This window comes from Aeromonas sp. SER, assembly GCF_038739615.1.
GTDB classification, from domain to species: domain Bacteria; phylum Pseudomonadota; class Gammaproteobacteria; order Enterobacterales; family Aeromonadaceae; genus Aeromonas; species Aeromonas jandaei.
The window spans coordinates 104069-112162 of sequence record NZ_JBCGFC010000015.1 but is presented as its reverse complement, the minus strand read 5'-3'; the positions used below and the strand labels follow the sequence as shown (position 1 = coordinate 112162).

Genomic DNA, 8094 nt, shown 5'->3' with positions numbered 1-8094 from the left:
ACATAAAGTTGCTTTGGTCACTTCATCAGACATTGAAAATCAAAAATTGTTTTTGATGCTCGATGCTGTGAGTGCCCACACAGATTGCTTGATTCAAATTGTTAAAGAGCGTCACGCTTATCGCGTTGAGGAGGCGCATATTACGCTTCTCACTTCGAAAGTCAAGCGGTTGTTTTCGCTTTTCTTTCGGCGCCTGCTTCGCTAGGAAGCTGGCTCATCAGTTCGGCGTGTTCCGCCGTGCTGGTAGGGGCGCATTATAGGGAGCCGCGCCGTGATGACAAGGGCTTTTTGCAAAAATGCGTTCGTTTGCTGAAAAAGCGAACTGAACGCCCCAAAACAGCCCCTTGGCACCTCTTTTACGCCGCTTTTTTGCTCAACTCTTCGCTTTGTGCCCGGATATAGTTGACCCAGCTGGTTGCCTTCTGTTGCCAGTTATCCTGTTGCTGCAGCTCACGGGCCAGTTCCAGTGCCTGGGCATACTGCTCCTTATTAAGGTGTGCCTGCACCAGCAACGCTTTGGCACGATTGCCTTGCTCGCCTTTTACCGACTTGATGGCGGCGAGCTGGGTCATGGCAGCATCTGTCTTGCCCTGTTGCAGCAGCAGTTCGGCGGCGCGCATGGCCGCTTTGGGCTGACCATGCTGGTTGGCCAGCTGTTGCCAGCTATCGACCGCTTGTGACCACTCCCGGGCACCTTCCCACAATTGAGCCAGCAGTTGGCGATTTTCAGCACTTTGCTTCATCTGTCCCTTGGCCATGGCCGCTTCCAGCAGACGGGCTCCACGATAAGGCAGCCCTTGCCAGGCATAGAGGCGGATCAGCTGATTGCGGGCAGACGCATCATCCATCAGTTTTCTATCGATAGCGGTTTGCAGCAGAGCCAACGCCTGATCGCCACGTTGGGCGGAGAGGTTGAGCGATACCACCTGCTGCCACCATTTGCTCTCTTTGGGTTCGTGGCTGATCAACTCGGCCGCCTGATCGGCCGCCACGCCATAACGTTGCTGGGCGGTGAGGGCGGAGAGACGAATAATGGCAGCCTGCTTCTGCCAACCCTTCTTCAACAACTGTTCACTCTGGCTGGCGGCGTCACCGTACTGCTTGTTGTGGTAATAGAGGCCGGCCAGACGCAGGCGCAGCCCATCGTCTTGCTTGAGCGCCAGCGCCGCCTTGTAGCTGGCGATGGCACCAGACCAGTTGGATTGCTGGGCCTGAATATCGCCGCGCAGTCGCAACAGCTGGAGCTGTTGCTGCTCGGGCCACTCTTTATAGGCAAGGGCCTGTTCGACGTAGCGGCTCGCCAGGGCGGTCTGTTGCAGGTTGGCCGCCAGTGAGGCTTGCAACTGCGCCAGCCAGGCACGCTCGGCATCGCTATTTGGCTTGAGGCCGGATGCCTTGCTCTGGGCTTGTTGCCACTGACCGGACTGATAGAGCTTCATCACGGGTTCAAGCTGACGGAAGAAGTGGGGGCTGACCTCCATCGCCAGACAGGCTTGGCCGACCAGGGCCAGCAGACAGATCCAGATCCGCAACATAGTTATGACTCCAGTTTGAATTTGAGCGTGATGACTTGCACCAGCTTGTCGGTGGCGCCCGGTCTCGGTTGATAGCGCCACTTGTTGATCGCCTGAATGGCCGCCCGCTCGAACTGACGCTTGGGTTTGGCCTCGACCACTTCCACGTCCTGCACGCCACCTTCCGCATTCACGCTAAAGCGCAGGGTGACGAAACCTTCGATCCCTGACTGTTGGGCACGATAGGGGTAGACCGGCTCGATCCGCTGCAGCGGCATCAACATGTCACCAGCACCGATACCCGCCCCTTGCTGCTGGCCGTGGTAATTGCCACTCAATACCGGTGCGGTACTGGTCGCTACACCGGGGGCATAGACCTGCACCGCGCTGAGGCTGGAAACCAGATCCAGACTCGGCTCAACAGCCGCCAAGGGGGCCGCAGCGGGCATCGGCAGCGGTGTCGAGGCCAATGCGGCGGGAGGCTCTGGCAGAGGTTCAGGCTCCTGCGGCACCGGACGCTCGCGCACCTGCACCTCGGTCACCTCGTTCTGCATATTGATGACGATGGGCTTCTGTTCGCTCGCCACCTTCTCGCCCCGGGGCGGTTCAACCAGTGTGGCCATGAACAGCAGGATGCCCAGACTGAGGGCAACCCCCAGCCCCAGGCTCATCAGCTTGTATTTCATTTCGGCGCCACCGCCACAGCGATATTGGCGATGCCTGCCGCCTTGGCCTCATCCATCACCCGCACCACCTTGCCGTGAGGCACTCGCTCGTCGGCCTGGATCACCAGGCTGGCATCGGGCTGCTCCGCCAGCAGACGGGCGATGGTGGCCTGTACCCGCTCCACATCGATCTGCTTGCGGTCGAGGAAGATCTGACCCTGAGCCCCGATCGCCAGCATGATGCTGGAGGATTTCTGCGCCTTGGCCTGACTGGCCTGGGGTCTGTGCACCTCGAGCCCGGCTTCGCGCACGAAGGAGGTGGTGACAATAAAGAAGATCAGCATGATGAACACGATATCCAGCATGGGAGTCATGTCGATCTGCACTTCGTCACGCTGGCGTTTGGATTGCCGTCTCATTGCATTACCTTCTCTTCTCGCAGGCCGTCCCGGGTCTTGGCCAGCGCACGCTTGGCCTGACTCTCGAGGCGACTGAGTAACAACACGCCGGAGAGCGCCACCACCATGCCCGCCATGGTGGGGATGGTGGCGCGGGAGATCCCGCCCGCCATGCTCTCCGGGTTAAAGCGGTTGGCCGCAGCCAACGCATCGAATACGCCGATCATGCCGGTCACAGTGCCCAGCAGCCCCAGCATGGGGCAGAGCACCACCAGGGTGCGGATGAAGATCAGATGACGGTTCAGTTCCAGCTCCGCCTGTGCCAGCCAGCGGCTGCGGATCGCTCGGGCGTGCCAGCTGTGGCGCTCGCGGCGAGCCTGCCAGCGGCCGAGCAGCTGTTGCTGCAAGGGGCCGAACCCCAGATTGAGGTAGAGCAGCCGCTCGATCATCAAAATCCACATCAGCACCAGCAGGGCCAGAATGACCCAGAGCACCGGACCGCCACGGCCCATGAAGCTCTGCAGCTGTTGCCAGATGTCGAGCATCATGCGGCTCGCTCCATCCCGTTGTTATTGCTCTCGGCACGCTCGGCCAGAATGCCGGCCACCTGCTGCTCCAGCACATTGGAGAGCTCGGTGAAGCGCGATTGCAGCAGGCTGTGGGCCAGGATCAGCGGAATGGCCGCCACCAGACCCTGTACCGTGGTGACCAGCGCCATGGAGATGCCGCCCGCCATGATCTTGGGATCGCCGGTGCCAAACTGGGTGATGGCCTGGAAGGTGCCGATCATCCCGGTTACGGTACCGAGCAGACCCAGCATGGGGGCGATGGCCGCGATTACCTTGACCATGCCGATGCCGCGCTCCATGCGAGGAGTCTCCTGCAGGATCGCCTCATCAAGACGCAGCTCGAGGGTCTCCATGCTCAGCTCGGGGTGTTTGTCTGCCACCGTCAGCACCCGGCCGAGGGCGTTGTCGGCGTGATACTCGCCGCTCTTTAGCTGGCGGCGCACCCGACCCAGTTCGCGGGAGAGGCTCCACAACCGTACCGCAGCAATTCCCAAACCGATGGCGGCCAGCAGCACGATAATGGCGCCGACCTGACCACCTTGCTGTACCTGCTGCCAGAAGGTGGGTGCCTGTGCCAGCATCGCCAGCAGAGTGCCATGAGAAGGATCCAGCGGCAGCGCTTCCCCTTCCTGACCCTGATAAGCCGCAACGGCAGAGAGCACGCTACCGGGCAGACCCAGTACCGGGCTCAAGCCTTCGGCAGTCGGTTGCAGGAAGCCGTCGCTCCCCAGCAGAGCAAAGCAGCCAACCCGGGTCAGCGACTGCTCGCTGGCAGCCCCCTTTGCATCGAGCACCTTGCCGTTGAACTGGGCAATCCGGCCAGATTCGCGGATCTCCTGCAGCAGAGTAGCGGGCAGCAGGGCGAGGGCGGCACGATCCGGCACCTGTTTATCCTGTGCCATGGCTTTCAGCGGGGCGAGACGCTCCGGGTACTGGCCCTCGACGGCGGATTCGCTCAGCAGCTTGACCGCATCGCTGGCGCCCTGACGGGTGACTGCGAAGATCTCGTTCATGTCGCCGGAGGCTTGCTCCCATTGGGCGTTAAGCTCAGTCAGCTGCTTCTCGTTGCTGGCGAACTTGCCGGCCAGCTCCTTGCTCAGGCGCTGGGCCTCGGCCAATTTGGCGCGGGCACTGTTCAGCTCTTTGGAAACAGATGCCAGATCTTGTTGAGCCTGCTGTTCGCGAGCCTGTTCCTGCTGCTGCCACTCATCATTGGCGACAGCGGCGTTGGCACCGCAGGAGAGGGCAATAAGGAGGGGGAACCACTTCATGGTGACTCTCATGATTGGGCCTCCTGACTGCGGCTGACAGAGAGGGGGAGATTGAGCAACTGGGGAACTTTCTTGTCGGCAGCCACATCCATCGCCTCGGCGATGGGGGAGAGCCACTGGCTGTCGAGGGCTTGCCACTGCTTCGCCTCGGCAGACCAGCGCCATGCCTGACTGCGATCGGCAGTCATCGCCAGCAGGGAGACCCGACCCAGCGCCAGCACATCAACCCGACGCGGGGCACCATCCAGCTCCAGCTCGGCGGAATAGCTATCCATCCGACTGCCATATTCGGCTTCGATCTGATAGGCCTGCAGCAACTGGCGGAATTTCTCCGCCTCGCTTACGTCCGCACGGGCCAAGGTCGCTTTCAACTGTTCAACCCGCGCCAGACGATCTTCCTTGCGCAGCGGGATATCGTTTTGCACCAGCTGTTCCAGGTCGGCCTGCATCTGCAGCATCAGCGGGATCAATCCCTGACGGGTCTCTTGCACCGCTTCCAGCTGCTGGCTCAATTTGCCCAGCTCATTTTGCTGATCGGCCACCAGAGATTGCATGTAGCGGTTGTAGGCTTCGAGGTCACGCAGTTGCAGCTGGGCATTTTGCAGCTCCAGTCGTGCGGCAACGGCGGCATCGGCGGCTTTTTCCACCCGCTGCTGGGAAGCTTTCCCGGCGGCTATGCTGTTCTTGAGGGCGGGAGCAACCAGCTCGTCACCGACCGCAGCAAAGTGGACTGACAGTGGCAACAGTGCCACACCCCATAACTTGTTCATGGAATCACGTCTTATTAATGATAACTATTATCATTATCTCAAATGGCGTGCGGGCTGGCAACGAGAGGATTTTCTTGGCCTTTATGCACAAAAACAGGATAATTTTTAGACACGCACGGATAAATGGCATCGAGTGCCATCTCAAAAAAACATAAATAACGAGAAAAATCTTTTCGATCAGTGTGATAGAGATCGAAAAAGGAGAAAGTCATGCTCAACGATGCTATCTGGGAACATATCGACAAGTTCACCAAGGCAACAAAAACCAGCGATATCCAGCAGCTGCTGGAGCGCTTTAGTCATCAAATGGGCTTTGATTACTTCCGGCTGCTGATTATTTTCCCCATCAGCATGCAAAAATCCCACGTGGCACTGTTCAACAACTGTCCGACCAGCTGGTTTGATGCCTACAGCGAAAACCAGTATCTGACCCAGGATCCGGTGGTCTATCTGGGGCTGAAACAGACCCAGCCGATCTTCTGGAACAAACTCGACTGCGACTCGCCCTGGCTGCCCAGCGCCAGCCGCGACGTGATGAATCTGGCTGCCGATTTCGGGGTGCGCAACGGCGTATCCTTCCCGCTCCATACCCCGCAGGGAGAGCACGGCATCCTCTCATTCATTACCAAGGACAAATCCAACACCGATCTGATGTTTGAAAACGTTCCCCTGCTGTCGTTTTGCGCCAGCTACATCTTCAACTCGGCGCTGCAGCTGATCAAAAGCCGCCCCGATCTGATGAGATATCTGACCGAGCTGTCGGATCGGGAGAAGGAGTGCCTGTTCTGGGCCAGCGAGGGCAAAACCTCCTGGGAGATCGCCACCATCCTCGGCATCAGCGAACGGACGGTGAACTTCCATCTCAATCAGGTGACCAACAAGACCGACTCGAAGAACCGCAGTCAGGCCATCGCCAAGGGGATCACCAGCGGCATCATAGTGCCCTCCCTCGACGAGGTGACCATCACCAACCTGCGCCTCTCCTGAGCGGAGGCCAGTAACAAAAAGAGCCGCAATTGCGGCTCTTTTTTTATCTCTGACAGCGACTTACTCGACCGTCACCGATTTTGCCAAGTTGCGCGGCTGATCCACGTCGGTGCCCTTGATGAGGGCAACGTGGTAGGAGAGCAGCTGCAGCGGCACGGTATAGACGATGGGGGCGATCACCTCTTCCACATGGTTGAGATTCATGACTCGCATGGTCTCGTCGCTCTTGAAGCCGGTATCGGCATCGGCGAAGACGTAGAGGATACCGCCGCGGGCACGCACCTCTTCCACGTTGGACTTCAGCTTCTCCAGCAGATCGTTGTTCGGCGCCACCACAATGATGGGCATCTCGGCATCGATCAGCGCCAGCGGGCCATGCTTCAACTCGCCAGCGGCATAGGCTTCGGCGTGAATATAGGAGATCTCTTTAAGCTTGAGCGCACCTTCCATGGCGATGGGGTACTGGCTGCCACGGCCGAGGAACAGGCTGTGCTGCTTGTCGGCAAACTCTTCGGCCAGCGTCTCGATCTGCTTGGCCAGCGCCAGACTCTCTTTAATACGCTGGGGCAGGGCGTAGAGCGCCTTGACCAGCTCGGCCTCGGCGGCCGCACTCAGATTGCCGCGGCAGTGACCGACAGATGCCACCAGCATCAGCAGGCCAGCCAGCTGGGTGGTGAATGCCTTGGTAGAGGCTACGCCGATCTCGGCACCGGCACGGGTCATAAAGGCCAGCGCCGATTCACGCACCAGCGAGGAGCCAGGTACGTTGCAGATAGCCAACGAGCTCATATAGCCGGACTCCTTGGCCAGACGCAGGGCGGCCAGGGTATCGGCGGTCTCACCGCTCTGGGAGAGGGTGATCAGCAGGCTGTTGGGACGCACCACGGATTTGCGGTAGCGGAATTCGGAGGCGATCTCCACGTCGCAGGAGACGCCGGCGATCTCTTCAAACCAGTAACGGGCAACCATGCCGGAGTGGTAGGAGGTACCGCAGGCGACGATCTGTACATGTTCCACTTTTTCGAAGATGGCGCGCGCGCCGTTGCCGAACGATTCGACCACCACATGATCGCTGCCCAGACGCCCTTCCAGAGTGTTGGTGATGGCTTTGGGCTGCTCGTGGATCTCCTTGAGCATGTAGTGGCGATATTCGCCCTTGTCACCGGCATCGTGGGAGATTTCGGACTCTTTCTCCTCACGCTCAACCGGGTTGCCGGTGACGTCAAAAATGTGCACGTCGCGGCGAGTCACTTCGGCCACATCACCCTCTTCCAGGAAGATGAAGCGACGGGTTACCGGCAGCAGGGCCAGCTGGTCGGAAGCGATAAAGTTCTCGCCGATACCGCGGCCAATCACCAGCGGCGAGCCGGAGCGGGCCACCACCACACGGCTGTCGTCGCGGCAGTCCATCACCACGGTACCGTAGGCGCCGCGCAGCTGCTTCACCGCCTTTTGCATGGCAGCCAGCAGGGAATCGGCGGTTTTCAGCTCGTGATGCACCAGATGGGCGATCACCTCGGTATCGGTATCCGAGTTGAACTCGTAGCCCAGCCCCTTGAGGGTTTCACGCAGCTCTTCGTGGTTCTCGATGATGCCGTTGTGTACCACCACGATATGGTCGGAGACATGGGGGTGGGCGTTGCGCTCTGAGGGCTCGCCATGAGTGGCCCAGCGGGTGTGGGCGATGCCGGTACCACCGTGGACGGACTGCTCGTCGAGCGCCTTGGCCAGCTCGGCCACCTTGCCCAGACGGCGTACCCGCTGCAGCGGTTGGCTGGCGCTGAACACCGCCACACCGGCCGAGTCGTAACCGCGGTACTCGAGGCGGCGCAGGCCCTCTACCAGAATTTCAGCCACATCACGTTGGGCAACAGCCCCGACGATGCCACACATACACTTCTCCTTGAGATGCAAATCGTA

The 8094-nt window shown here is 59.8% G+C and carries 9 protein-coding genes; 2 read left to right on the top strand and 7 right to left on the bottom strand.

Translation table 11 applies throughout. The features are described from left to right. Positions 1-205 (top strand): hypothetical protein (locus AAHA41_RS19235; protein ID WP_342697334.1); only part of this gene is annotated, 205 nt, incomplete at its 5' end. Positions 206-356: 151 nt separating this feature from the next. Here the strand turns inward: AAHA41_RS19235 and AAHA41_RS19230 are convergent. Genes AAHA41_RS19230 through AAHA41_RS19205 form a run of 6 tightly spaced genes read right to left on the bottom strand, consistent with a single transcriptional unit; the run spans position 357 to position 5187 of the window. Next, positions 357-1535, bottom strand: a complete 1179-nt coding sequence (locus AAHA41_RS19230; protein ID WP_323069221.1) for a hypothetical protein — start codon at positions 1533-1535, stop codon at positions 357-359. A 2-nt stretch (positions 1536-1537) separates the two neighbouring features. Then, positions 1538-2200 carry an energy transducer TonB gene (locus AAHA41_RS19225; RefSeq protein ID WP_021230422.1) on the bottom strand — a complete coding sequence of 221 codons (663 nt, stop codon included), beginning with the start codon at positions 2198-2200 and terminating at the stop codon, positions 1538-1540. Continuing rightward, entirely contained in the window at positions 2197-2598 is a 402-nt protein-coding gene (locus AAHA41_RS19220) for a biopolymer transporter ExbD (protein ID WP_005339369.1), read from the bottom strand. Before AAHA41_RS19220 ends, AAHA41_RS19225 begins: the two co-directional genes overlap by 4 nt. Further along, positions 2595-3125, bottom strand: coding sequence for a MotA/TolQ/ExbB proton channel family protein (locus tag AAHA41_RS19215; RefSeq protein ID WP_042037184.1), 531 nt, complete (start codon positions 3123-3125; stop codon positions 2595-2597). Before AAHA41_RS19215 ends, AAHA41_RS19220 begins: the two co-directional genes overlap by 4 nt. Further along, positions 3122-4429 carry a MotA/TolQ/ExbB proton channel family protein gene (locus AAHA41_RS19210; RefSeq protein WP_323069222.1) on the bottom strand — a complete coding sequence of 436 codons (1308 nt, stop codon included), beginning with the start codon at positions 4427-4429 and terminating at the stop codon, positions 3122-3124. Before AAHA41_RS19210 ends, AAHA41_RS19215 begins: the two co-directional genes overlap by 4 nt. Then, positions 4426-5187 carry a DUF3450 domain-containing protein gene (locus AAHA41_RS19205; RefSeq protein WP_182926623.1) on the bottom strand — a complete coding sequence of 254 codons (762 nt, stop codon included), beginning with the start codon at positions 5185-5187 and terminating at the stop codon, positions 4426-4428. Before AAHA41_RS19205 ends, AAHA41_RS19210 begins: the two co-directional genes overlap by 4 nt. Positions 5188-5397: 210 nt before the next feature. Here AAHA41_RS19205 and AAHA41_RS19200 point away from each other — a divergent pair, with 210 nt between their 5' ends. Beyond that, positions 5398-6174 carry a LuxR family transcriptional regulator gene (locus AAHA41_RS19200; RefSeq protein WP_033115220.1) on the top strand — a complete coding sequence of 259 codons (777 nt, stop codon included), beginning with the start codon at positions 5398-5400 and terminating at the stop codon, positions 6172-6174. Positions 6175-6234: 60 nt separating this feature from the next. On the opposite strand, the gene glmS is transcribed toward AAHA41_RS19200, so the two are convergent. Further along, entirely contained in the window at positions 6235-8067 is a 1833-nt protein-coding gene (glmS, locus tag AAHA41_RS19195; RefSeq protein ID WP_323069224.1) for a glutamine--fructose-6-phosphate transaminase (isomerizing), read from the bottom strand. Between the last annotated feature and the right edge of the window lie 27 nt (positions 8068-8094).